Below are 23,567 nucleotides of genomic sequence, written 5' to 3'. Positions count from 1 at the left end.
TTGTTGCTGGCGATGTCGAAGATGCAGGACAAGCTGCGCGACACCCTGCAACGGATTTCCGGTTCGGCTACGCAACTGGCGTCCGCCGCTGAAGAGCTCAACAGCGTCACCGACGAAAGCGCCCGCGGCCTGACTCAGCAGAACAACGAAATCGAACAGGCGGCCACTGCGGTCAATGAGATGACCAGCGCCGTGGAAGAAGTCGCACGTAACGCCGTGAGCACTTCCGAAGCCTCGAAGAACGCCACGACGTCGGCCGGTGATGGCCGTGATCTGGTGCAGGAAACCGTCAGCGCCATCGAACGTATGAGCGCCGACGTGCAGAGCACCGCGACGCTGATCGGCGACCTGGCCAACGAATCCCGCGACATCGGCAAGGTGCTGGACGTGATTCGCGGCCTGGCCGACCAGACCAACTTGCTGGCCCTGAACGCGGCCATCGAAGCGGCTCGCGCCGGTGAGGCCGGTCGTGGTTTTGCGGTGGTGGCGGATGAGGTTCGGGCGCTTGCGCATCGCACTCAGCAGTCGACCAGCGAGATCGAACGCATGATCGGCAGCATCCAGAGCGGCACCGAGCACGCCGTGGATTCGATGCGCAACAGTACCGAGCGCGCCGAGTCGACGCTGAACATTGCTCGTGGCGCCGGTCTGTCGCTGGACACTATCAACAGCGCCATCGTCGAGATCAACGAACGCAACCTGGTGATCGCCAGCGCCGCTGAAGAACAGGCGCAAGTGGCTCGGGAAGTAGACCGCAACCTGGTGAACATTCGTGATTTGTCAGTGCAATCGGCGACCGGCGCGAATCAGACCAGTGCGGCGAGCAATGAACTGTCGCGATTGGCGCTGGACCTGAACAACATGGTTGGGCGGTTTAGCCTCTGACACCCCACAACACCTCTGTGGCGAGGGAGCTTGCTCCCGTTCGGCTGCGAAGCAGTCGCTCAACCAACCGGGAAGACCTACACGCCTGATTTGGGGTCGCTGCGCAACCCAGCGGGAGCAAGCTCCCTCGCCACAAGGTGTTCGCTCGGCTGGGCGGCGTGACGTACCTCTCGCCAAAACCTTTTTGACAGCATCACATTTCAACAGGTTAGAATCGCTGGCACGCAGACTGCATGGTCAGTTTGTGCCCGCCTTTCGTTTTCTGGAGTACTGCCTTTGAATGCAATCACCATCAACAGCCTGTTTCTGATCGGCGCGTTGCTGGTAGGTGCGAGCATTCTGGTGAGCTCACTTTCGTCCCGTCTTGGTATCCCGATTCTGGTGATTATCCTGGCCGTGGGCATGGCTGCCGGCGTCGACGGTGGCGGCATTATTTTCGATAATTACCCCACGGCTTATCTGGTCGGCAACCTCGCGCTGGCGGTGATCCTGCTCGACGGTGGTTTGCGCACCCGGGTCGCGAGTTTCCGCGTTGCGTTGTGGCCGGCGCTGTCGCTGGCCACAATCGGGGTGTTAATTACCACGGCGTTGACCGGCATGGTCGCCGCCTGGCTGTTTAACCTGAGCATCATTCAGGGCCTGCTGATCGGCGCGATTGTCGGCTCGACCGACGCCGCCGCGGTGTTCTCGCTGCTGGGTGGCAAAGGCCTGAACGAACGGGTCACCGCCAGCCTCGAAATCGAATCCGGCAGCAACGACCCGATGGCGGTGTTCCTCACCGTCACCTTGATCGACATGCTCGCCAGCGGCGAGACCGGCCTGCACTGGAGCCTGCTCGGGCACTTCGTGCGCGAGTTCGGCATCGGGGCCGTCGTCGGCCTCAGCGGCGGCTGGCTGATGCTGCAACTGGTCAACCGGATCAACCTGGCCAACGGCCTTTATCCGATTCTGGTGATTGCCGGCGGTCTGGTGGTGTTTGCCCTGACCAACGCCCTGCACGGCAGCGGATTCCTCGCCGTGTATCTGTGCGGTCTGGTCATCGGCAACCGACCGGTGCGCAGCCGGCACGGCATTTTGCACATGCTCGACGGCATGGCCTGGCTGGCGCAGATCGGGATGTTCCTCGTGCTGGGTCTGCTGGTCACTCCGCATGACCTCCTGCCGATCGCCCTGCCCGCGCTGGGCCTGGCGCTGTGGATGATTCTGGTCGCGCGGCCACTGTCGGTGGTGGCTGGACTGCTGCCGTTCAAAGCGTTCCATGGCCGCGAAAAAGCATTCATTTCCTGGGTCGGCCTGCGCGGCGCGGTCCCGATCATTTTGGCGGTGTTCCCGCTGATGGCCGGTTTGCCTCACGCCCAGCTCTATTTCAATCTCGCCTTCTTTATTGTGCTGGTGTCGCTGCTGGTGCAGGGCACGAGCCTGCCGTGGGTGGCAAAACTGTTGAAAGTGACGGTGCCACCGGAGCCTGCGCCGATCTCACGGTCGGCCCTGGAAGTGCATGTCACCAGTGAGTGGGAGCTGTTCATTTATCGCCTCGGTGCCGAGAAATGGTGCATCGGCTCGCCCCTCCGCGAGCTGAAAATGCCCGAAGGCACGCGTATCGCCGCCCTGTTTCGTGGCCAGCAATTGCTCCATCCGTCGGGTAGTACGGTGCTGGAAGTCGATGATTTGCTGTGTGTTATTGGCCATGAACACAACCTTCCGGCCCTCGGAAAACTCTTCAGCCAGGCACCGCAACGGGGTCTGGATTTGCGCTTCTTCGGCGACTTCGTACTCGAAGGAGACGCCCAGCTGGGCGCGGTTGCTTCGCTGTACGGGTTGAAGGTCGAAGGCATCGATCCGGACATGGCGCTCGGCCACTTCATCGCCCAGAAAGTCGGGGGTGCACCCGTGGTCGGTGACCAGGTGGAGTGGAACAACACCATTTGGACCGTGGCGGTCATGGAAGGGAACAAGATCGGCAAAGTGGGCGTCAGATTCCCCGAAGGAAGTCGCCCGGGTCCGGGCTTGTTCCTCTAAACTCCATTCTTCGTCTCGTTTTCGATCGGTCTCTATGTCAACCCTGCGCACCTTTTTCGTCATGGCCCTGCTGGGTCTGAGCCTCTCCATCGGCACGCTGCAAGCGGCCGAACCGCCGTCCAGCGAAGCCGTGCAGGCGAGCCTGGACAAGATCGCCGACCGCAAGCTGCCGGAAGCCGATCAGAAAGCGCTGCAAGCGGTCCTGCAGAACACGCTCACCCAGCTCAACAATGAGCGTGACTACGAGCAGAAACTCGCCGATCTCAAACAGCAACTGGCCACCGCGCCGAAGCAGAACATCGAGAACCAGCGTGAACTGGCGCGCCTGAAGGCGACCAAGGCTCAGCCCGTCGGGCAACGCTACGCCAACCTGTCGATCCCGCAGCTCGAGCAAATGCTCACCGAGCGCTCGACCCAGCAAAGCGATCTGCAAAAGGCCCTGGCTGATGCCAACAGCTTGGTGATTACCGCCCAGACTCGCCCGGAACGCGCCCAGGCCGAAATTTCGGCCAGCCAGACGCGCATTCAACAAATCAACAACACCCTCAAAACCGGTAAAGATGCCGGCAAAACCTTGAGTGGCGAACAGCGCGATTTGCTCAATGCCGAACTCGCCGCCCTGAATGCACTGATCCCACTGCGCCGCCAGGAACTGGCCGGCAACAGTCAGTTGCAGGACCTGGGCAGCGGCCAGCACGACTTGCTCTCGGAAAAATCCGATCGTCTGGATCAGGAGATCCAGGAGCTGCAAACCCTGATCAACCAGAAACGCCTGGCCCAGTCTCAGGAAACGGTGACCCAGCAGTCCATCGAGGCGCAGAAATCCGGTGGCAGCGCCCTGTTGGCCACCGAAAGCGCGGCCAACCTGAAACTGTCCGACTACCTGCTCAAAAGCACTGACCGCCTCAACGAAGTCACTCAGCAAAACCTGCAAACCAAGCAACAACTGGACAACGTCACCCAGAGCGATTCGGCGCTGGATGAGCAAATCAACGTGCTCAAGGGCAGCCTGCTGCTCTCCAAGATTCTCTACAAACAGAAGCAGTCCCTGCCGCGCTTGAAGCTCGACCGTAACCTGGCCGATCAAATCGCTGACATTCGTCTCTATCAATTTGAAGTCAGCCAGCAACGCGAACTGCTGAGCAACCCGGCTACCTATGTCGATAACCTGCTGTCGACCCAACCGCCAGAGCAAGTCACCCCGCAACTGCGCAAAAGCCTGCTGGAACTGGCCACGACCCGCGCCGATCTGCTGGAACGACTGAACCGCGAATTGAGCGCGGTGCTCAACGAATCCATCACCCTGCAACTCAATCAGAAACAACTGCTGAGTACCGCGCAAAGCCTGCGGGCGACCCTCGATGAACAGATGTTCTGGATTCCCAGCAACAAGCCGTTGGACCTGGAGTGGATACGCGCGGTGCCGGAGCGCTTGCAGCGCCAGGTCGCGACGTTACCGTTGTCCTCCAGCCTGAGTGAATTGAGCGATGGCCTGATTCAACGGCCGCTGCTGTTTCTGCCGCTGGTGTTGCTGATCGGCGCCCTGCTGTGGCGACGCAAAAGCCTGTATGCCCTGCTGAACAGGGTTCACAAGGACATCGGCCACTTCAAGCGCGACAGCCAGTTGCACACGCCGCAGGCCATTCTGATCAACATTTTGCTGGCGATGCCGGTCGCGTTGGGCCTGGCTTTGTGCGGTCTCGCACTGCAAATAGACGCTCGCGGGCAGAACGCCAACATGGGCGCAGCGATGCTGCAAATGGCCCAGGCATGGCTGGTGTTCTACACCGCCTATCGGATCCTCGCGCCGGGCGGTGTGGCGGAACTGCATTTCCGCTGGGAGAAACCTCAGGTCGAATTCCTTCAAGGCTGGGTCCGTCGCCTCGGACTGGTGGTGATGGCCCTGGTGGCCGTGGTGGCGGTTGCCGAACTGCAACCGGCGACACTGGCTGATGACGTGCTGGGCATGCCGGTGGTGTTGACCTGTTACGCCTTGATGGCCTGGCTGCTCAGCCGTTTGCTGATGCGCAGCCCGACACACGAAAACGCTTCGCTGTTCCGCAAATTGGTGGGAATCCTGTTTACTGCACTGCCGATCGCGTTGTTCGTGGCCGTGTGCTTCGGCTACTACTACACCGCGCTCAAGCTCAGTGATCGATTGATCAACACCCTGTACCTGCTGATGTTCTGGCTGGTGATCGAAGCCACCTTTGTCCGCGGCCTCAGCGTTGCAGCGCGCCGTCTGGCGTACCAGCGAGCGCTGACCAAACGTCAGGCTGCGAAAGAGGCCGGGGACGGCGAAGCGGTGATTGAGGAACCGACGCTGGACATCGAGAAGGTCAACGAACAGTCCTTGCGCCTGATTCGTCTGGCGCTGCTTGGCGGTTTCATGGCCGCCCTGTACTGGGCCTGGTCCGACCTGATTTCGGTGTTCTCGTACCTGGACAACATCACCCTCTACGAATACACCAGTGGCACGGGCGCGACCATGAGCATGGTGCCAATCAGCATCGGCGACATGCTCGGCGCGCTGATCATCATCGGCATCACGTTCGCCCTCGCCCGCAACTTGCCGGGTCTGCTGGAAGTGTTGGTACTGTCCAAGCTCAACCTGGCGCAGGGCAGCGCTTACGCCACGACCACGCTGCTGTCCTACGTGATTGCTGGCATCGGTTTTGTCTCGACCCTGTCGACCCTCGGCGTGAGCTGGGACAAGTTGCAATGGCTGGTCGCCGCGCTGTCGGTCGGTCTTGGTTTCGGGATGCAGGAGATCTTCGCGAACTTCATCTCCGGCATCATGATCCTGTTCGAACGCCCGGTACGGATCGGCGACACCATCACCATCGGCAACCTGTCGGGTACGGTGAGCAAGATCCGCATCCGCGCCACAACGATCACCGACTTCGACCGCAAGGACATCATTGTCCCGAACAAGACGTTCATCACCGGGCAACTGATCAACTGGTCCCTGACCGACACCATCACCCGGGTAACCCTCAAGCTTGGCGTCGATTACGGCTCGGACCTGGACCTGGTGAAAGAGCTGCTGCTCAAGGCTGCCCGCGATAACCCGCGCGTGCTGAAAGACCCGGAACCGCATGTGTACTTCCTGAACTTCGGCGAAAGCACCCTCGACCACGAGTTGCGCATGCACGTGCGCGACCTCGGCGACCGCAACCCGGTGCTCGATGAGGTCAACCGCTTCATCAACCGCGAATTCAAGAAGCAGCACATCAACATTTCTTTCCGGCAAATGGAGGTTTACCTCAAGAACCTTCACGGCCAGGAATACAAAATGGTGCCGATCGAGCCGGAAACCAAAACCATCGTGCCACTGGCCGATGGCAAACCGCTGCAAGAGCCGCCACCCGCCAAGCTCGACTAACCGTCCTATCCCCAGCAGAATGCTCGGACATTCTGCTGGAGATGGCCGGTGAAAGCCCTCGACGAACTGACCTTCGATAATCGTTTTGCTCGCCTGGGCGATACGTTTTCCGCCCACGTGCTGCCCGAGCCCATCGATAATCCGCGCCTGGTAGTGGCCAGCCCTGCGGCGATGGCGCTGCTGGACCTGGACCCGGCCGTTGCTGAAACCCCGGAGTTCGCCGAGCTGTTCAGCGGCCACAAGCTCTGGGCCGACGCGGTGCCGAGGGCGATGGTCTATTCCGGGCATCAGTTCGGCTCCTACAACCCGCAGCTGGGTGACGGGCGCGGCTTGTTGCTGGGCGAGGTCTACAACGAGGCCGGTGAACACTGGGACTTGCACCTCAAAGGCGCAGGCCAGACGCCTTTTTCACGCATGGGCGATGGTCGCGCGGTGTTGCGCTCCTCGATCCGCGAGTTTCTCGCCTCTGAGGCGCTGCATGCCCTGAACATCCCGACCACCCGCGCGCTGTGTGTGATCGGCTCCGACACGCCGGTCTGGCGCGAGAAGCAGGAACGCGCCGCCATGGTCCTGCGCATGGCGCCGAGCCATGTGCGCTTCGGGCATTTCGAATATTTCTACTACACCAAACGTCCCGAGAAGCAGAAAGAACTCGGCGAGCACGTGCTGGCCATGCATTTCCCCGAATGCCTGGAACAACCGGAACCGTACCTGGCGATGTTCCGCGAAATCGTCGAGCGCAACGCCGGGTTGATCGCCAAGTGGCAGGCCTATGGCTTCTGCCACGGGGTAATGAACACCGACAACATGTCGATCCTCGGCATCACTTTCGACTTCGGCCCGTTCGCCTTCCTCGACGACTTCGACGCCAACTTCATCTGCAACCACTCCGACGATCAAGGTCGTTACTCCTTCAGCAACCAGGTGCCAATCGGCCAGTGGAACCTCAGCGCCCTGGCGCAGGCCCTGACGCCGTTCATCAGCGTCGAAGCCCTGCGCGAAACCCTCGGGCTGTACCTGCCGCTGTACCAGGCCCACTACCTGGACCTGATGCGCCGCCGCCTCGGCTTCACCACCGCTGAAGACGATGACCAGAAACTGCTGGAACACCTGCTGCAACTGATGCAGAACAGCGGCGTCGATTACAGCCTGTTCTTCCGTCGCCTTGGAGATGAGTCACCGGAACTGGCCGTTGCCCGCTTGCGCGATGACTTTGTCGACATCAAGGGCTTCGATGCCTGGGCAGTGCTCTACATCGCCCGGGTGGCTCGCGAAGGCGTGGTTGATCAGGAACAGCGCCGACAACGGATGCATGCGGTCAATCCGCTGTACATCCTGCGTAATTACCTGGCGCAAAAAGCTATCGATGCGGCGGAGAGCGGGGATTATTCAGAGGTTCGGCGGCTGCACGCGGTGCTGAGCCATCCGTTTGAGGAACAGCCAGGGATGGAGAGTTACGCCGAGCGGCCGCCGGAGTGGGGGAAGCATTTGGAGATTAGTTGTTCGTCGTGATGCCGATTAGATAAAAATCTCAGCCGACACACCAAAGCGCTCGGCCAACCAGCGAATCTGTCGCACGTTGAGCTGGCGCTTGCCGCTTAGAATTTCGGATACGACCGACTGGGTACCGACGCCAGGCAGGTCGCTCTGTGTCAGGCCATGCTCACGCATCATGTAGCCAAGAACTTCGGCGCCACTGGCTTGGGGCATCGGATGATGTTTATGATCCCATTCCTCAATCCAGTCACCGATGATGTCCACCAAACTCATCAGGGGATTTGACTCATCATCTCCCGTCATCTCGAGCAACTCGTCGAGTGCCTGCACCAACATGTCGTAGTCGTCTTCGTTTTTCGGTTTGCGTAACAGCGGCGAGACGAATTCCCAGTGCTCAGCAGCCTTTTTGATCAAAACGCTCATACCCTTCCCTCCTTCCACTTTCCGCGATCATATTCGCGGTGATCCAGAACATGCTTGATGTAGAGCTTTTGAGGCCGGTACCTGACATAGGCAATCAACCTTAACTTGTTGCCGCCAATGTCGAATACGTGAAACTCACCAACTTTGTCGGTTGCCGGAAATGATGACTTCATCGTTGCAAAATCGCTTGGCTCTATACGTTTGACCACTCGATACCACTGGTCCAGCGCGCTTGCTGCAGCGGGCCATTTTTCTTTGGCTTCCCAGATTCGTTTTTCAGAAAACACTCGCATGCAACATCCTTATCGCATTCTGCTATAGAGAATAGGTCACAGACAAAAACAATCGCAAGCTGCGATAGTCATAAGCAGACCAATGGTCGCGCGTCACGCACCTCAGCCTAGTTTCAACGATGAATGCGACACGATTGAAAATGTGAGCAGACGTCTCCAACTAAGAGCTATCAGCCCTTTTCTGGAACCCACCATGACCGATCCACTCCTCATCCCCTGCCCCCACTGCAACGGCCTCAACCGCATCCCCGCCGAGCGCCTCAGCGATCACCCAAAGTGTGGTCGCTGTAAAGCCGAGGTCCTGCTGAGCAAACCGTTCGAATTGAAGCAAGGCGATTACGCCAGCCAGATCAAAGGCGATCTGCCGTTGCTGGTGGATGTGTGGGCAGACTGGTGCGGGCCGTGCAAGTCGTTTGCGCCGGTGTTCGAGCAGGCGGCCGGTCAGTTGGCGGGCAAGTGCCGGTTGGCGAAACTCGACAGCGAAGCGAACCAGCAGTTGTCGGCGCAGTTGGGGATTCGCTCGATTCCGAGTCTGATTCTGTTCAAGAACGGCCGGGAAGTGGCGCGCCAGAGCGGGGCTTTTCCGTTACCGCAGTTGATGAGTTGGTTGCGTAGCCAGGGGATTTAAGACCACCAAAAACCCAAGTGGGAGCGAGCCTGCTCGCGAAGACGATGTAACAGTCAACATTAATATCGACTGACACTGCGCTTTCGCGAGCAGGCTCGCTCCCACATGGGTTCGGTGGTAAGCCGGGATCAGGCATTTTCCAGCAGGTTGTGCAGCTCGACGAATTGCTGGGTCAGCTTGTGCCGTGGATCGAGGTGAATCAGCGGCGTATTGGCCTGGTGAGATTCGCGCATACGCACTGAACTGGCCAGGTAAACCGGCAACACCGGCAACCCTTCGGCGATCAACTCGTCGAGGATCTGCTGGGGCAGACTGGCACGGGCCTGGAACTGGTTGACCACGATGCCTTCGACTTCCAGTCCTTCGTTGTGGTCTTCTTTCAATTCCTCGATTTCAGCCAACAAACCGTACAACGCCTGACGCGAGAAGCTGTCGCAGTCGAAGGGAATCAGCACGCGATCCGCGGCAATCAACGCAGATACCGCGTAGAAGTTAAGCGCGGGCGGTGTATCCAGGTAGATCCGGTCGTAATCCTCCCCCAACTCTTCAAGCAACTTACGCAGCTTGTTGATCTTGTGTTTCGCCTCAAGCTTGGGTTGCAAATCCGCCAGCTCAGCCGTGGCGGTAACCACGTGCAGGTTGTCGAAGGGCGTTTCGTAGATGTCGACCTGGTTCTTTTTCGAGAACGGGCCGGAGGACAGGGTTTGCTTGAAGAAGTCGGCGATGCCCATCGGGATGTCACTGCCGGTGAGGCCCGTCAGGTATTGAGTGGAGTTGGCCTGGGCATCGAGATCCACCAATAGGGTGCGATAGCCCTCGCTGGCGCTGACCGCCGCCAGATTGCAGGCAATACTGGATTTGCCCACGCCACCTTTTTGATTAAACACCACGCGCCGCATGTCAGACCTCCATGTATCAAAGAATGACCGAGTGTAGTAGTCCACGGCATTGCTTAGCTACCTCCTTGGGATAGGGACTACACGGTCAGCGCCTGTTTCCCTATGAATAAGAGGCAATCTCATCCATTGAATTTGGTGATGCGCCGACAGACGCGAGCATCCCTATGTGGATAATGGCCAAACGATAGCTTTTCGCGAACCGGACGGTACATTTCCTTGCGCAAAATGTAACCAGCATTTGCTACGCACCCGTAGCACCGGGATAATGCGCGCCACTCGGCGTTACGCGCCACGTAAGGTCTGTCGCTGTTTTTGCGACTCACCGCGTCAAGTTAGCCCCGCAGGGGCGGGATGTATGTCTGTGATCAACTTCAACATCGCCCAATGGCGCGCGTGGGCTCCCGGGCTCGAAAGCGTGGACGACTGGCAGGCATGGAGCCGACAACCGGTCGTGCTTGCGAGCAGCGATGCCGCCCCCGATGTGTCGTTTCTGCCCGCCATGCAGCGCCGGCGACTCAGCCGCCTGGCGAGAATGGCCTTCAGTGTCGGCTGGCCCTTGGCCGAAGGTTGCAAGGACCTACCGCTGGTCTTTATTTCCCGCCATGGCGAAACGCCGCGCACTTTCGAAATCCTCAGGGATCTGGCGGCCGACCAACCGTTGTCGCCCACTCAATTCAGCTTGTCCGTCCACAACGCCGTGATTGGTCTATGGTCGATCATGCGTGGCGAAACCAGCGAAATGACGGCGCTCGCCGCCGCCGGGGACGGGCTTGAACACGGCATGCTGGAGGCTGCGGCGATGCTGGACGAAGGCGCACCTGCCGTCCTGCTGATTGTCACCGAAGAACAACCACCTGACGCCTACGAGACCTGGATCGACGATGTGCCGTTTCCGTATGCCGTGGCTTTGTTGCTGACCCCGGGTACCGACTGGCAGTTGTCCCTGAACAGCTCGACGCAAAGCTTGTCAAAAGCCCACTGGCCGCATGCGCTGAATCTGTTGCGTACCCTGCTCGGCCAGCAAACCACTTGCCAACATGCCTGGAAGAATCGTGTATGGACCTGGCATCGCACCCCGTAACCGGAAAAAACCGCGACGCCTACTACTGGCGTTTGCTGGCCACTGCCGCAAGCTTCACCCTGTTCGGGTTGGGCGGCCTGTGCCTGCGGCTGGTAGTTTTCCCGTTGCTGGGTTGCTTGCCCGGTGATGCCAGGACCCATCGCCTGCGCGCACGAAAAACCGTCAGTCGTTGCTTCTGGTTTTTTGTCCGGTTCATGGCCCGTACCGGTGTCCTGACCTACGACATCCAGGGGGCGGAAAAACTCGGTCGCCCCGGGCAAATGATCCTCGCCAATCACCCCTCGCTGATCGATGTCGTGTTTCTGATTGGCCTGGTGCGTCATGCCAACTGCGTGGTGAAACAAAGTCTCTGGGACAACCCCTTTACCCGCGCGCCGCTGCGTCGCACCGAATACATCAGCAACGACGGCAGCATGGACATGCTGGACGCGGCTGCCGATGCGCTGAAAGACGGTCAGACCCTGATCATCTTTCCCGAAGGCACGCGCACCCAACCCGGCGAGGCGCCGGCCTTTCATCGGGGGGGCGCGGCAATCGCCCTGCGCGGTGCGAAAATCCTCACCCCGGTCATCATCAAGGTCAGCCCGACGACATTGACCAAGGCCGAGCCTTGGTATCGGATCCCGAAACGCCGCGTGCACTTCAGTTTTCGCGTTGGGGCCGATATAGACCCACAGTCTTTCGCAACGCTAGGCCCGCCCCCGCAGGCTTCGCGCAAGCTCAACGAATATTTGCATACTTACTTTATTAAGGAGCTCGCCGAAGATGAGCGATCTGCACCGTGACATCAAAGAACTGATCATCGATGCCCTCGGCCTCGAAGACATCAGCGCCGAAGACATTGACAACGAACAGACATTGTTCGGCGAAGGCCTGGGCCTGGATTCGGTGGACGCTCTGGAGCTCGGCCTGGCGATCCAGAAAAAATACGGCATCAAAATCGACGCCGACGCCAAGGACACCCGTAATCACTTCACCAACGTGGCGAGCCTTGCGGCGTTCGTCACTGCAAAACAGGCAGCTTGAGACCGGACCATGCAAACTCGTGACGACATTTTCAACACCCTGCGCGATGCCTTGGTCGAACTCTTCGAGCTGGACCCTGCACGTGTGAGCCTCGAATCGAACCTGTATCAGGATCTGGAAATCGACAGCATCGACGCCGTCGACCTGATCGATCACATCAAGCGTCAGACCGGCAAGAAAATCGCCGCCGAAGAGTTCAAATCGGTGCGAACTGTCAGCGACGTGGTCGAGGCGGTCTATCGCCTGGTTCAACCGGCAGCATGAGGCGACTGGTCGGCCTTGGCCTGCTGCTCGCGGGCCTGTTGTACCCCTTTGCGGTGTATTTCGGCATGGAACATTTTGCTCCGTGGCAGTTCGGCCTGCTCTTGGGCAGCCTGTGGCTGGCGCGGGCGTTGCTCGGTGCGCGGCGTCCCGGCAGCCTGTGGATGGCGACCATCGCCATCGCTTTTTGCCTGTTGCTGGCGCTGTTCGACAGCCCGCAGTTGCTGCGCTGGTACCCGGTGCTGATCAGCGCGTTCATGCTCGGCCTGTTTGGACTGAGCCTCAAATTCGGCCCGCCGATGGTCGAACGCCTGGCGCGCCTGCGGGAACCGCACTTGCCGGCCAGGGCCATTATTTATACGCGCCAGGTGACGATTGCCTGGTGTGTTTTTTTCATCTTTAACGGCTTGCTCGCCGCCGCCCTGACGCTTTGGGCGCCGCTGAGCTGGTGGATGTTGTACACCGGCCTGATTTCCTACGGATTGATGGGCCTGCTGTTTGCCATTGAATGGCTGATACGACAACGGGTACGAGGCCACGCATGAATTGGATAACACTTGAGCAGCTGTTGCTCAAGGCTCAGCCGGAGCGTGCCGTCACGGCCGAACCGGCGTTGAATCATGTACAACTGTGCGAACAGGCCCTGTGTTTGGCAGCCGGCCTGCAAGCCCAAGGTGTGCAGCGCATTGCCGTGCACCTGGAAGACGCCGCCGACCTGGCCATTGCCCTGCTGGGTGCCTGGCGTGCCGGCGTCAGCGTGCTGCTGCCCGCCGATCTGCAACCGCAGACGCGCCAGCGCTGGTCCGGCGAAGTCGATCTGTGGCTGACCGATCTGGCCGATGACGCGCACCTGAGCGATTACCGTCACCCGCCTCTCGCCGGTGCCGCGCTGGATTTAGACGCCTGCCGGCTGAGCCTTTGCACTTCCGGCTCCAGTGGCGAGCCCAAGCGTATCGACAAAACCCTGCGCCAACTGGCCAATGAAGTTCAGGCGCTGGAACAGCTCTGGGGCGCGGATCTGGGCGAGGCGTGCGTCATTGGCAGCGTCGCCACTCAACACATCTATGGCTTGCTGTTTCGGGTGCTGTGGCCTTTGTGCGCCGGGCGGACATTCGTACGCAAGCAACTGGCGTTTCCCGAAGACTTGCAGCGTGCCAGCCGTGAACACCCGGCCTTCGCCTGGGTCGCCAGCCCGGCGCTGCTCAAGCGCATGGGTGACAACCTCGACTGGCCTGCCTTGAGCGCCGTCCGACGGGTGTTTTCCTCGGGTGGCGCGTTGCCCACCGAGGCGGCGCAGAGCCTGCACCAGCGTCTGGAACAATGGCCAACGGAAATCCTCGGCAGCTCGGAAACCGGCGGCATTGCCTGGCGTCAGGGCGACGATCTCTGGCAGCCGTTTGCGGATGTCGAACTGAGCCAGGACAGTGACGGCGCGCTGCTGATCCAATCGCCCTATTTGCCGGCGGGACATACCGAACACACCGCTGACGCCGCGCGGATCGCTTCTGATGGCAGGTTCGAATTGCTCGGACGGCTGGACCGGATCGTCAAACTGGAAGAAAAACGTATCTCACTGCCCATGCTCGAAAAGGCTCTGATGGATCACAACTGGGTCGCGGAAGCGCGCCTTGGAGTGGTCCGGGAAAACCGCGCCTCGTTGGGCGCACTGGTGGTGTTGAGCGAATCGGGCCTGCATGCCTTGCGCAATCAGGGGCGACGCACCCTCACCCAGGAATTGCGTCAGCACCTGACCCAGCATTGTGAGGCCCTTGCCCTGCCCCGACGCTGGCGATTGCTGCGGCAAATGCCCTTGAACGCGCAGGGAAAACTGCCTCAGGCCGATGTCGAAGCCTTGCTGCTGGCGCCCCGCGTCAAAGCACCGCAAGTGCTCGAACAGGTCGAAGCCGGCGGCGAGTGGAGCCTGCAACTGGCGGTCCCGCCGGACCTCGCTTACTTCAGCGGCCACTTCCCGCAAACGCCAGTACTGCCCGGCGTGGTGCAGGTGGAATGGGCGCTGAGCCTCGGCCAGCAATTGATGGACCTGCCGGCAAAATTCGCGGGCATGGAAGTGCTGAAATTCCAGCAACTCGTGCGCCCGGGTGACGAAATCCAGCTGCACCTGCGCTTTGACCCGGAACGCAGCAAATTGTATTTCGCCTATCGCAATGAAACCGCCACCTGCTCCAGTGGGCGGATTTTGCTGGAGGCCGCGGGCGATGCATAGCCCCTGCGCCGTGATCCCGGTCTACAACCACGAAACCGCAATCACCACGGTGGTCGATGCGCTGATCGCCAGTGGCCTGCCGTGCATTCTGGTGGACGATGCCAGCGATCAAGCCTGCGCCAGAGTGCTCGACCGATTGGCCCGGCGCGAGATGGTCAACCTGATCCGCCTCACCGCCAACCAAGGCAAGGGCGGCGCCGTCATGACCGGTCTGCGCGAAGCTTCACGCCTGGGTTTCAGCCACGCCTTGCAAGTCGACGCCGACGGTCAGCACGACCTGCAAGATGTGCCGCTGTTCATCGCACAATCACGTGCCCACCCCGGCGCGGTGATCTGCGGTTACCCGCAATACGACGCCAGCGTGCCTAAAGGTCGTTTGTACGCCCGCTACCTGACGCACGTCATGGTGTGGATCAACACGCTGTCCTTGCAGATTCGCGACTCCATGTGCGGCTTTCGCGTCTATCCACTGCCGCCGACGCTGGCGCTGATCGACTCGGCGAAGATCGGCAAACGCATGGACTTTGATTCCGACATTCTCGTGCGCCTGGCCTGGCGCAACCTGCCGATGCAATGGTTGCCGACCCGGGTTCACTACCCGCTGGACGGCGTCTCGCATTTCCGCCTGTTCCACGACAATGTGCTGATTTCCAGCATGCACACACGGCTGTTTTTCGGCATGTTGCTGCGAGCACCGGTGATCCTCTGGCGACGGTGGCGAGCATGAGCAGTGACGTAGACAAAAAGCACTGGGCCGACCGCCAGGAGCGCGGCAGCTTCTGGCTGATGAAGCTCACCGCGTTCGGCGCCAAAGTGCTGGGTCGGCGGCTGCTGAGCCCGATTTTGTACGGCATCGTCCTGTACTTTTTCCTGTTCGGCCGCAGCGCGCGCCACAGCGCCTGGCAGTACCAGCAACGTCTCGTCGACTGGAGCGGTCGCACGGAACTGCGCCCCACCCATTGGCGTGTGTTCGGCCAGTTCATGGCGTTCGCCGACTCCATGCTCGACAAGCTCGACGTGTGGAACGGCAAGCTGAGCATCGAGCAGATCGAAATCATCGACCCGGCGCTGCTGCGCAATCAACTGCGCGGCACCCGCGGGCAAATGCTGGTGGGCGCGCATCTGGGCAATCTCGAGGTCTGCCGCGCACTCGCGGAAATCGGCGAAAAAGTCACGATGAACGTGCTGGTCCACACCAAGCACGCCGAACAGTTCAACCGCCTGCTCGGCGAGGCCGGTGCAACCAATCTGCGGTTGATCCAGGTCAGCGAGCTGGACCCGGTGATCATGCTGCAATTGCATGAGCGCCTTGAGCGCGGCGAATGGCTGGCGATTGCCGGCGATCGCGTGCCGCTGCACGGCGGGCGTAGTGTGACCGTGGATTTTCTCGGCCATCCGGCGGCGTTCCCTCAGGGGCCGTGGTTGCTCGCCGGTTTGCTGAAATGCCCGATCAATCTGCTGATGTGCCTGAAAAAACCATCGGGCCAATACCGCGTGACCCTCGAACCGTTTGCCGAGGCCGTGGTATGGAAACGCAGCGACCGCGAACAGGTCATTCATCAGTGGGCGTCCCGCTACGCCGAGCGCCTGGGTCACTATTGCCTCGAAGCGCCCCAACAATGGTTCAACTTTTACCCTTTCTGGAAGACCGATGACGACGCCAACGCATGAGCCGGTAACCTTCGGCGAACTCCCTTTGCGCATCGAAGACGTGCTGGCCCTGGCCAACCGTCAGGTGCCGACGCAGTTGCAGGGCGATCCCGCGTACCGCGAGCGTATCGCCAAGGGCGCGCGATTCCTCGATTCCCTGCTGGACAAGGAAGGCGTGATTTATGGCGTGACCACCGGTTATGGCGACTCCTGCGTGGTCGCGGTGCCGCTGCACCACGTCGAGGCGCTGCCCCGTCATCTGTATACCTTTCACGGCTGTGGCCTGGGCAAACTGCTCGACGAACAAGCCACCCGCGCGGTGCTCGCCGCGCGTTTGCAGTCGCTGTGCCATGGCGTGTCCGGGGTGCGCGTGGAACTGCTGGAACGCCTGCAAGCGTTCCTCGAACACGACATCCTGCCGCTGATCCCGGAAGAAGGTTCGGTAGGCGCCAGCGGTGATCTGACGCCGTTGTCCTACGTTGCCGCGACGCTGTCCGGCGAGCGCGAAGTGATGTTCCGTGGCGAGCGCCGACAAGCCGCCGACGTGCACCGTGAACTGGGCTGGCAGCCGTTGGTACTGCGCCCGAAAGAGGCACTGGCCTTGATGAACGGCACCGCCGTGATGACCGGCCTTGCCTGCCTGGCCTTCGCCCGCGCCGATTACCTGCTGCAACTGGCCACGCGCATCACTGCGCTGAACGTGGTGGCGTTGCAGGGCAACCCGGAACACTTCGACGAGCGCCTGTTCGCCGCCAAACCGCATCCGGGGCAGATGCAAGTCGCCGCATGGTTGCGCAAGGATCTGGCGATCGACGCACCGACCGCGCCACTGCACCGCCTGCAAGACCGTTATTCCCTGCGCTGCGCGCCCCATGTCCTCGGCGTGTTGGCGGACAGCCTGAACTGGCTGCGTTCGTTCATCGAAATTGAACTCAACAGCGCCAACGACAATCCGATTATCGACGCTGAAGCCGAGCGCGTTTTGCACGGCGGGCATTTCTACGGCGGCCACATCGCGTTCGCCATGGACAGCCTGAAAAACCTGGTGGCCAACGTGGCCGACTTGCTGGACCGTCAACTCGCATTGCTGGTGGACGAGCGTTACAACCATGGCTTGCCGAGCAATCTGTCCGGCGCCAGCGCTGACCGGGCGATGCTCAACCACGGTTTCAAGGCCGTGCAGATCGGCACCAGCGCCTGGACCGCCGAAGCACTGAAAAACACCATGCCGGCCAGCGTCTTCTCGCGCTCCACCGAGTGCCACAACCAGGACAAAGTGAGCATGGGCACCATTGCCGCCCGCGATGCGATTCGTGTGCTGGAGCTGACCGAACAGGTCGCCGCCGCGACGTTGCTCGCCGCTAACCAGGGCGTGTGGTTGCGCAGCAAGGCCGAGGATGCTCGCCCATTGCCGCCGGCGCTGGCCGCCATGCACGAGGAACTGGCCAAGGACTTCCCGCCGGTCATCGAAGATCGTGCCCTGGAAGGCGAATTGCGCCTGTGCCTGAAACGAATTGCCGAGCAACACTGGAGGCTGCATGCGTAGCAAGGGAGTGCTTCACACCGATACGGAAATCCAGGTGCCGTTCTTTGACGTCGACACCATGCACGTGGTCTGGCACGGCCATTACGTCAAGTATCTGGAAGTCGCTCGTTGCGCGCTGCTGGACAAGATCGGCCACAACTACACGGCGATGTCCGAGTCGGGTTACGCCTGGCCGGTGATCGATTTGCAACTGCGTTACGTGCGCGGCGCAGTGTTCGGCCAGAAGCTGAACGTACGGGCGAATCTGGTGGAGTGGGAGAACCGGTTGAAGATCAATTACCTGATCAGTGACCTGGAAACCGGCGAACGCCTGACCCGCGCCAGTTCCGTGCAAGTCGCCGTCGACATGGCCAGCCGCGAAATGCAGCTCGCCTCACCGAAGGTCTTTACCGACGCTGTCGAAAGGAAGCTGGCATGAACCCGATCTTCAAATGTCTCAGCGCACTGGTACTGCTCGGTTTGTCATCGCTCGCCAACGCTTTCGATCTGCAGCAACTGAGCGATCAACTGGCCAAACCCGAGGTGATCCACGGCAACTTCATCCAGGAAAAACACCTGCGCGCCCTGCCCCAGCCGCTGACCAGCAAGGGCACGTTCGTCCTCGCGAAAAATAATGGCCTGTTGTGGCTGCTGAAAACCCCGCTGCAACAGGATTACCGCATCACCGCCAAGGGCATTGCCCGACGTGACGCCAGCGGATGGCAAATGCTGCCGGGCAAGAGCGCCGGTGCCGAGCAGAACCGCTTGTTCCTCGCCGTGCTGCAAGGCGACAGCAGCGGGTTACAGCGTGACTTCGAGCTGTCATTGAGTGGCGACGCGCAGAACTGGAAGCTGACGTTGATTCCGCGCTCGCTGTTGCTCAAGCAAGTGTTCAAGCAGATCAACATCACCGGCGGCGAATTGGTCAGCACCATCGAGCTGCTGGAAACCCAGGGCGACAGCACCCTTTTGCGCATGCAGGACAGCACCAGCGCCCAACCCTTGAGCACTGCGGAGCAACATGACTTTGCCGAGTGAACGCAGGCTGCCATGGCTATTCCTGATCCTGCTGCTGGCAGTGCTCGCGCTCGCCGGTTGGCAATGGCGCGATGGTGCTCCGCTGTCGGCCAACCTGATGGAACTGGTGCCGGGCACGGCGCCGGACGCGCTGGAACTGCGCGCCGAACAGCGCATGCAGGAACCGCTCAACCGCGAAATGCTGGTGCTGGTCGGCCACAAGGATCGCGAGCAAGCGATCGCCATGGCGCAGAAACTCGGCGAGCAATGGCAAGCCAGTGGTCTGTTCGAGAAGGTGCAGTGGACGTTGCAAGCCGACTTGCCCGCACTGCGCACACAACTGCTGCAAGGCCGGTTGGCGATGCTGTCCGAGACGGATCGACAACAACTGATCGAGCATCCCGACGCCTTCATCCAGCAAAGGGTGCAAGCCCTGTTCGACCCCTTCACCGGCTTCAGCCTGGTGCCGAGCCAGGATGACTGGCTGGGCCTGACCGGGCGCATCCAGAACAGCCAGCCGCAACACGGCGACGTGCAACTGGACATTGGCAGCGGCGCGTTGATCGCCGATGCCGACGGTAAAAGCTGGGTGATGCTGCGGGCAAAAACCACCGGCAACGCCTTCGACATGAGCCTGCCGCTGCAAGTGGCCAGCCTGCTTGAAAACAGCCGCGAACAAGCGGCGCAGTCTGACGTGCAACTGCTGGCAGCCAGCGGATTGCTCTACGCCGCGAGCGGTCAGCAACAAGCCACCCGCGAGATCACGTGGGTCGGGGGCGGCGCGACGCTGGGGATTCTGGCGTTGCTGTTGCTGGCGTTCCGGCGTTGGCGGGTATTGCTCGCGTTCATTCCGGTGCTGGTGGGCATGCTGTTTGGCGCGGTGGCCTGCGTGGCGTTGTTCGGCCATATGCATGTGATGACCCTGGTGCTCGGCTCCAGCTTGATCGGTGTGGCCGTCGATTACCCGCTGCATTACCTGTCGAAAAGCTGGAGCCTGAAACCCTGGCACAGCTGGCCAGCATTACGCCTGACGCTGCCGGGCCTGACGCTGAGCCTGATCACCAGTTGCATCGGTTACCTGGCGCTGGCGTGGACACCGTTCCCGGCCCTGACCCAGATCGCCGTGTTCTCCGCCGCTGGTTTGCTCGGTGCCTACCTGTCCGCCGTTTGTCTGCTGCCGGCGTTGCTCAAGGGCGCCGACATCCGACCCGCGCAATGGCCACTGCGCCTCTGCGAATGTTTGCTGAGCCTGCGTGACGCGCTGCTCAAACAGGCCAGCACGCCGGTGTTGCTGGCCCTGCTGATTGCCTTTTGCGTCGGTGGTCTGCTGAAACTCGACAGCAAAAACGACATCCGCCAGTGGATCGGCGCACCGCAGCAATTGACTGATGAAGCCAAGACCATTGCGCGCATCACCGGCTTTCAACCGACCAGTCAGTTCTTCCTGGTGCGCGGCGCCAATCAGCAAGAACTGCTGGAGCGTCAGACCGCGTTGAGCGAACGGCTGGATCAGTTGGTGAACCTGGAAAAACTCCAGGGTTACCTGTCGCTGAATCAACTGGTCAGCCAGCCAAGCGAACAGCTGCAAGTGCGTGAAGCGCTGAACAAACTACCGCAATTCTGGCAGCCGCTGCTCGACGTCGGTGTCCCGGCCGAAGCGCTGCACGCCGAGCTGACGAAATTGCAGGCGTTGCCCACCGAAGACATCGATGCCGCACTGCTCGGCCCGTTGGCGGAACCCTATCGTCCTCTGTGGCTAGGGGCGACCGATGATGGTGGCGTAGCGGCGATGGTCAGCCTGCAAGGCCTGAACGACCCCACCCTGTTACGCGTCCAGGCGTTGGACTTGCCAGGCGTCAAACTGGTCGACCGTCTCGGTGAATTGAACAGCGTTTTCGCCGCCACACAAATCAGCGCAGCGGAGCTCAAACTCGCCTCCTGCGCATTGATCGTGCTGGTGTTGATGCTGCCATTCGGTCTCGGCGGTGCCTTGCGCATCGTCGCCCTGCCACTGCTCGCCGCGTTGTGCAGCCTGGCCAGTCTCGGCTGGCTGGGGCAACCGCTCACGCTGTTCAGTCTGTTCGGCCTGCTGCTGGTGACGGCGATCAGCGTCGATTACGCGATCCTCATGCGCGAACAGGTCGGCGGTGCCGCTGTGAGCCTGCTGGGTACCTTGCTGGCAGCGCTGACCACTTGGCTGTCGTTCGGTCTGCTCGCGGTATCAAGCACCCCGGCCGTGAGCAATTTTGGATTGTCAGTGAGCCTGGGACTGGCTTTCAGTTTCATCCTGGCGCCATGGGCGGGACGACATGTCCAAACCGCTCCGGTCGCGGAGTCAGCCGCATGATGATCGCCCTGTTCTGGCTGATGGCCCTCGCGTTGTTCGCCGTGGCCACCCGCATCGGTCGTCATTTCGGCCTGATCCCGATCGTCAGCCAGTTGCTGCTGGCAACCTTCGGCCTGCCGCTGCTGATGTACTTCTGGATCGAGCCCGGCTGGCAGCTCAGCGGCGCTGAACTGATCTCGCCAACGTGGCTGAAAAACCTCTACAGCCTGAGCTTCGCCTTGCTGCTGGGGCACATTCTGAGTGACGTGATCGACCTGCGGCTGGATCGCCAGAGCCTGAAAATCGCCCTGCCGAGTTTTTGCATTCCATTCGCGGGCGGGCTGGCGACGGCGGTGTGGTTGCTGCCCGCGCAATCGTGGATCAGTTCGTTGGCGGTGGGTCTGGTGTTCGCCATTACCGCGATCCCGGTACTGTATTTGTACCTGCGCCACATCAACTACCCGCCCGACGCCACCCGGCGCCTGGTGCAGACCGCGATCCTCATCGACCTGGCGTGCTGGACGCTGTTCGGCTTCGCGCAGGGCAGCCTGCACCTGAGCAGTTTGCTGTTGCCGCTGGCCGGCGCTTGTCTGCCGGTGCTGTTGCGCTTACTCGGTTTGCGTCAGCCATTGCTGCACAGCGGCTGCTTTTTCGCGCTGCTGGTGGTCGCCGAGCACTTCAAGCTCAACGCACTTATTTTCGGCATCGGCTATCTGCTGTGCATGGCCGCGCTGAAAGTACCGTTGGTGTGGCCAATCTCCGCGGTGTGGATGACCCGTCTGCAAACCTGGATCGCCATCCCGCTGATCCTCACGTTCGGCATCGTGCAGATCAACGTTCATGCCGCCATGAGCAGCCTGAGCTGGCTACAACTGGCCGCACTGTTGCTGCTGCCGATTGCCAGCAAACTGCTCGGCAACTGGCTGGGTCTTGGCTGGGCTGGAGCCTCCTTCGAAGGTGCCAGTCGCTGGCGAGAAAGCCTGCTGCTGAATATTCGTGGCTTGAGCGAGATCGTTTTTCTCAACCTGCTGCTGCAACAACAGCTCATCAGCCCGGCGCTGTACTTTGCGCTGATGGTGATGGGCCTGATCGCGACGCTGCTACCGGCACTCGCCGGCATGCACAGCCCCCCTTTGAACATCGCCGCCCCGGCAAGGAGCCCACGTGCCAACAGTTGAACTGCAACGTCGCCAGGTCGTCGTCATCGGCGCGGGGCCCTCGGGCGCCATCGCTGCCGCGCTGCTCAAGCGCAACGGTCACGATGTGCTGATGATCGAGCGCCAGCACTTCCCGCGGTTTTCCATCGGCGAGAGCCTGTTGTCGCATTGCCTGGATTTCGTTGAAGAAGCCGGCATGCTCGAGGCCGTGAACGCGGCAGGTTTCCAGCTTAAAAACGGCGCCGCGTTCGCCTGGGGCGAGCAGTACAGCGCCTTCGATTTCGGCGACACGTTCAGCCATGGCAAGCCGACCACGTTCCAGGTGCAGCGCGCCGATTTCGACAAGCTGCTGGCCGATCAGGCCGCGCTGCAAGGCGTAGAAGTGCGTTACGGCGAAGCCATTGTCAGCGTCGATTTCGACTTGCCGAAGCCGCAACTCGAGGTGCTGCGCGAAGACGGCAGCCAGTACCGCGTCGAAGCGGATTTCGTGCTCGATGCCAGCGGCTACGGCCGTGTGCTGCCGCGCTTGCTGGACCTGGAAGCGCCGTCGAATTTCCCGGTGCGCCAGGCCGTGTTTACCCACATCGAAGACCACATCGACAGCCCGTCCTTCGAGCGCGAAAAAATCCTCATTACCACTCACCCCATCCATCGCGACATCTGGTTCTGGACCATCCCGTTCAGTAACGGTCGTTGTTCGGTGGGCGTGGTCGCGGCGGCCGAACATTTCGAAGGCCGCATGGAGAATCTGGACGACTGCCTGCGCGGGTTCATTGCCGAAACCCCGAGCCTTTCCGGCGTGCTGAAAAATGCTGTGTGGGACACGCCCGCGCGCACCATCGGCGGCTACTCGGCCAACGTCAAAACCTTGCACGGCCCGGGCTTTGCGCTGCTCGGCAACGCCGCGGAATTCCTCGACCCGGTGTTCTCCTCCGGTGTGACCATCGCCATGCGCTCGGCGAGCATGGCCGCAGGCGTGTTGCATCGCCAACTGCAAGGGCAAAGCGTGGACTGGCAGACCGAGTTCGCCGAACCGCTCAAGCGTGGCGTCGACACCTTCCGCTGCTACGTCGAGGGCTGGTACGCCGGGACCTTCCAGGATGTGATCTACCATCCAGGCAGCTCACCGGACATCCGCCGCATGATCAGCGCGATTCTCGCCGGCTATGCCTGGGACGAACGCAACCCGTTCGTCAGTGAACCCAAGCGTCGGCTGCGCGTGTTGTCAGAACTCTGCGCCAGAGATGTCACATGAATGACAGGACCGCCTG

At 60.9% G+C, this 23,567-nt stretch carries 22 protein-coding genes; 19 read left to right on the top strand and 3 right to left on the bottom strand.

What is annotated here, in order from left to right:
• Positions 1 to 12 precede the first annotated feature (12 nt).
• From AC07N8_RS13335 to selO, 4 genes are all read left to right on the top strand, one after another.
• The gene (locus AC07N8_RS13335; protein WP_404942955.1) at positions 13 to 885 is read left to right on the top strand and encodes a methyl-accepting chemotaxis protein; all 873 of its coding nucleotides are present in this window, start codon (positions 13 to 15) and stop codon (positions 883 to 885) included.
• 276 nt (positions 886 to 1,161) lie between these two features.
• The gene (locus AC07N8_RS13330) at positions 1,162 to 2,904 is read left to right on the top strand and encodes a potassium/proton antiporter (protein WP_483841035.1); all 1,743 of its coding nucleotides are present in this window, start codon (positions 1,162 to 1,164) and stop codon (positions 2,902 to 2,904) included.
• Positions 2,905 to 2,938: 34 nt separating this feature from the next.
• Positions 2,939 to 6,289: a mechanosensitive channel MscK gene (gene mscK, locus AC07N8_RS13325; protein ID WP_483841034.1), complete on the top strand. Its 3,351-nt coding sequence runs from the start codon at positions 2,939 to 2,941 to the stop codon at positions 6,287 to 6,289.
• A gap of 48 nt (positions 6,290 to 6,337) precedes the next feature.
• Positions 6,338 to 7,801: a protein adenylyltransferase SelO gene (gene selO, locus AC07N8_RS13320; protein ID WP_493143979.1), complete on the top strand. Its 1,464-nt coding sequence runs from the start codon at positions 6,338 to 6,340 to the stop codon at positions 7,799 to 7,801.
• A 6-nt stretch (positions 7,802 to 7,807) separates the two neighbouring features.
• Here selO and AC07N8_RS13315 read toward each other — a convergent pair whose 3' ends face one another.
• Together AC07N8_RS13315 and AC07N8_RS13310 are read right to left on the bottom strand one after the other, a co-directional pair.
• Entirely contained in the window at positions 7,808 to 8,209 is a 402-nt protein-coding gene (locus tag AC07N8_RS13315; RefSeq protein ID WP_483841032.1) for a helix-turn-helix domain-containing protein, read from the bottom strand.
• Positions 8,206 to 8,502, bottom strand: coding sequence for a type II toxin-antitoxin system HigB family toxin (locus AC07N8_RS13310; RefSeq protein ID WP_483841031.1), 297 nt, complete (start codon positions 8,500 to 8,502; stop codon positions 8,206 to 8,208). Before AC07N8_RS13310 ends, AC07N8_RS13315 begins: the two co-directional genes overlap by 4 nt.
• A 193-nt stretch (positions 8,503 to 8,695) precedes the next feature.
• Between AC07N8_RS13310 and trxC the strand changes: the two genes are divergently transcribed.
• Complete coding sequence (trxC, locus tag AC07N8_RS13305) at positions 8,696 to 9,130, top strand: thioredoxin TrxC (RefSeq protein WP_123435540.1); 435 nt, start codon at positions 8,696 to 8,698, stop codon at positions 9,128 to 9,130.
• A gap of 128 nt (positions 9,131 to 9,258) precedes the next feature.
• On the opposite strand, the gene AC07N8_RS13300 is transcribed toward trxC, so the two are convergent.
• Positions 9,259 to 10,029: a ParA family protein gene (locus AC07N8_RS13300; protein WP_483841030.1), complete on the bottom strand. Its 771-nt coding sequence runs from the start codon at positions 10,027 to 10,029 to the stop codon at positions 9,259 to 9,261.
• Positions 10,030 to 10,384: 355 nt separating this feature from the next.
• On the opposite strand from AC07N8_RS13300, the gene AC07N8_RS13295 reads away from it, so the two are divergent.
• Genes AC07N8_RS13295 through AC07N8_RS13230 form a run of 14 tightly spaced genes read left to right on the top strand, consistent with a single transcriptional unit; the run spans position 10,385 to position 23,551 of the window.
• Complete coding sequence (locus tag AC07N8_RS13295) at positions 10,385 to 11,110, top strand: beta-ketoacyl synthase chain length factor (RefSeq protein WP_483841029.1); 726 nt, start codon at positions 10,385 to 10,387, stop codon at positions 11,108 to 11,110.
• Positions 11,086 to 11,895 (top strand): lysophospholipid acyltransferase family protein, encoded by an 810-nt coding sequence (locus AC07N8_RS13290; protein WP_493143975.1) that lies wholly within the window; start codon positions 11,086 to 11,088, stop codon positions 11,893 to 11,895. Before AC07N8_RS13295 ends, AC07N8_RS13290 begins: the two co-directional genes overlap by 25 nt.
• Complete coding sequence (locus tag AC07N8_RS13285) at positions 11,876 to 12,136, top strand: phosphopantetheine-binding protein (protein WP_483841027.1); 261 nt, start codon at positions 11,876 to 11,878, stop codon at positions 12,134 to 12,136. The genes AC07N8_RS13290 and AC07N8_RS13285 overlap by 20 nt, the downstream gene beginning before the upstream one ends.
• A gap of 9 nt (positions 12,137 to 12,145) precedes the next feature.
• Positions 12,146 to 12,400 (top strand): acyl carrier protein, encoded by a 255-nt coding sequence (locus AC07N8_RS13280; RefSeq protein ID WP_007947135.1) that lies wholly within the window; start codon positions 12,146 to 12,148, stop codon positions 12,398 to 12,400.
• A complete protein-coding gene (locus AC07N8_RS13275) occupies positions 12,397 to 12,942 on the top strand; it encodes a COG4648 family protein (protein WP_483841026.1) in 546 nt (181 codons plus the stop codon). Before AC07N8_RS13280 ends, AC07N8_RS13275 begins: the two co-directional genes overlap by 4 nt.
• Positions 12,939 to 14,621, top strand: coding sequence for an ApeI family dehydratase (locus AC07N8_RS13270; RefSeq protein ID WP_493143972.1), 1,683 nt, complete (start codon positions 12,939 to 12,941; stop codon positions 14,619 to 14,621). Before AC07N8_RS13275 ends, AC07N8_RS13270 begins: the two co-directional genes overlap by 4 nt.
• Positions 14,614 to 15,348, top strand: coding sequence for a glycosyltransferase family 2 protein (locus AC07N8_RS13265; RefSeq protein ID WP_493143971.1), 735 nt, complete (start codon positions 14,614 to 14,616; stop codon positions 15,346 to 15,348). The genes AC07N8_RS13270 and AC07N8_RS13265 overlap by 8 nt, the downstream gene beginning before the upstream one ends.
• A complete protein-coding gene (locus tag AC07N8_RS13260; protein WP_483841023.1) occupies positions 15,345 to 16,292 on the top strand; it encodes a lysophospholipid acyltransferase family protein in 948 nt (315 codons plus the stop codon). Before AC07N8_RS13265 ends, AC07N8_RS13260 begins: the two co-directional genes overlap by 4 nt.
• Positions 16,273 to 17,817: an HAL/PAL/TAL family ammonia-lyase gene (locus AC07N8_RS13255; RefSeq protein ID WP_027922076.1), complete on the top strand. Its 1,545-nt coding sequence runs from the start codon at positions 16,273 to 16,275 to the stop codon at positions 17,815 to 17,817. The genes AC07N8_RS13260 and AC07N8_RS13255 overlap by 20 nt, the downstream gene beginning before the upstream one ends.
• The gene (locus AC07N8_RS13250; protein ID WP_493143968.1) at positions 17,810 to 18,235 is read left to right on the top strand and encodes an acyl-CoA thioesterase; all 426 of its coding nucleotides are present in this window, start codon (positions 17,810 to 17,812) and stop codon (positions 18,233 to 18,235) included. The genes AC07N8_RS13255 and AC07N8_RS13250 overlap by 8 nt, the downstream gene beginning before the upstream one ends.
• The gene (locus tag AC07N8_RS13245; protein WP_493143966.1) at positions 18,232 to 18,834 is read left to right on the top strand and encodes an outer membrane lipoprotein carrier protein LolA; all 603 of its coding nucleotides are present in this window, start codon (positions 18,232 to 18,234) and stop codon (positions 18,832 to 18,834) included. The genes AC07N8_RS13250 and AC07N8_RS13245 overlap by 4 nt, the downstream gene beginning before the upstream one ends.
• Positions 18,818 to 21,160 (top strand): MMPL family transporter, encoded by a 2,343-nt coding sequence (locus AC07N8_RS13240; RefSeq protein WP_493143964.1) that lies wholly within the window; start codon positions 18,818 to 18,820, stop codon positions 21,158 to 21,160. The genes AC07N8_RS13245 and AC07N8_RS13240 overlap by 17 nt, the downstream gene beginning before the upstream one ends.
• Positions 21,157 to 22,317 (top strand): sodium:proton antiporter, encoded by a 1,161-nt coding sequence (locus AC07N8_RS13235; protein WP_493143962.1) that lies wholly within the window; start codon positions 21,157 to 21,159, stop codon positions 22,315 to 22,317. The genes AC07N8_RS13240 and AC07N8_RS13235 overlap by 4 nt, the downstream gene beginning before the upstream one ends.
• A complete protein-coding gene (locus tag AC07N8_RS13230) occupies positions 22,304 to 23,551 on the top strand; it encodes an NAD(P)/FAD-dependent oxidoreductase (RefSeq protein WP_493143960.1) in 1,248 nt (415 codons plus the stop codon). Before AC07N8_RS13235 ends, AC07N8_RS13230 begins: the two co-directional genes overlap by 14 nt.
• Positions 23,552 to 23,567 lie beyond the last annotated feature (16 nt).

It is taken from the genome of Pseudomonas sp. GW821-FHT10C09 (genome assembly GCF_059415465.1).
The sequence above is the reverse complement of the archived record's forward strand: the minus strand, read 5'-3'. Positions and strand labels throughout refer to the sequence as shown.